Origin of the sequence: Nocardioides epinepheli (assembly GCF_037936805.1) — a bacterium.
Taxonomy (GTDB): Bacteria; Actinomycetota; Actinomycetes; order Propionibacteriales; family Nocardioidaceae; genus Nocardioides.
Map to the genome: position 1 here is coordinate 1 of NZ_JBBMMC010000035.1, position 1,156 is coordinate 1,156.

1 protein-coding gene is annotated in these 1,156 nt (G+C 67.0%); it reads right to left on the minus strand.

The annotated features are described in order from the left end of the window. Window positions 1-6: 6 nt before the first annotated feature. Complete coding sequence (locus WMR31_RS22105) at window positions 7-1,041, minus strand: IS481 family transposase (RefSeq protein ID WP_340541103.1); 1,035 nt, start codon at window positions 1,039-1,041, stop codon at window positions 7-9. Window positions 1,042-1,156 lie beyond the last annotated feature (115 nt).

Sequence of the window (1,156 nt, forward strand, 5' to 3'; positions counted from 1 at the left end):
GCTGTTCTATACCGCGAGGTTGGTGACACCGGGGGTGCGGGTGACTGGGGGTCTTCCGGCTAGTGCGGTGTGGGGTCGAGTGTAGTTGTAGCGGTCGAGGAAGGCGGGCAGTGCTGTGCTGCGGTGATGGTTGTCGGTCCAGGCCTGTTGGTAGGCCCATTCGCGGGCCAGGGTGCGGTGGTACCGCTCGACCTTGCCGTTGGTCTGGGGGCGGTAGGGCCGGGTGTACTTGTGGCGGGTACGGGTCTTGGCGAGTGCGGCGTTGAACAGGTGGGAGCGGTAGCAGGCGCCGTTGTCGGTGAGGACTCGTTTGATTCTGCGGATCCCGTGGCGCCGGAAGAACTTGACCGCGCGGCCCCAGAACCCGGCCGCGGTAGCGCCCTTCTCATCGAGCAGTTCCTCGGTGTAGGCCAGCCGGGAGTGGTCATCGATCGCGGTGTGGAGGTAGACGTAGCCCAGCTGGCTGGGGCGTCCGCCGCCCTTTCTCCGGGCCCGGGCGTTGGCGTGGCGGGCCTTCTCGCCGGCTCGGTGTCGGGCCGAGCCACGGCCGTGGACCCGCCACCCACCACCGGCCGGGATCCGGCCGAGCTTCTTGACATCGACATGGATCATCCCGCCCGGCTCGTGGTACTCATAACGCACCACCGGTTCGCGGAGGTCCTCGCCGCTGACGTCAAGGTCACGCAGCCGCGAGATCCCGTGCCGGACCAGGATCCGGTAGATCGTCGAGGCCGGTAGGACCAGTCCTTCCTCGGCCAGTCGGCCAGCCAGCTGGACCGGTCCGACCTTCAGTTCCCGACGCATCGCATAGACCCTGGCCTCGACCTCGGCCGAGGTCTGGTTCGGTGAACGGTGCGGTCTGCTGGAGCGATCCTCCAAACCGTCCTCGCCCTCAGCCAGCCACCGGCCGTACCAGTACCCCAAGGTCTTACGAGCGATCCCGGCCTCGGCAGCCACATGACTAATCGGGCGACCTGCCTCGACCCGCTCACACAAGCGGCGCCGCCCCTCAGGAGTCAACGGAGCGTTACGGTGGACCATCAGAGGGCCTTTCTGCTCGGTGTAGTTGCTTCGTCGCTACACACCGAACACGCGGAAAGGCCCTCTACCCACCCCGCCACGCCGAGCTGTCACCAACCTCCCTACCCACAACAGC

Bases quoted from the DNA above. Each gene is read 5' to 3' on its own strand.
- WMR31_RS22105 (WP_340541103.1), bottom strand. From the start codon at position 1,041: ATGGTCCACCGTAACGCTCCGTTGACTCCTGAGGGGCGGCGCCGCTTG.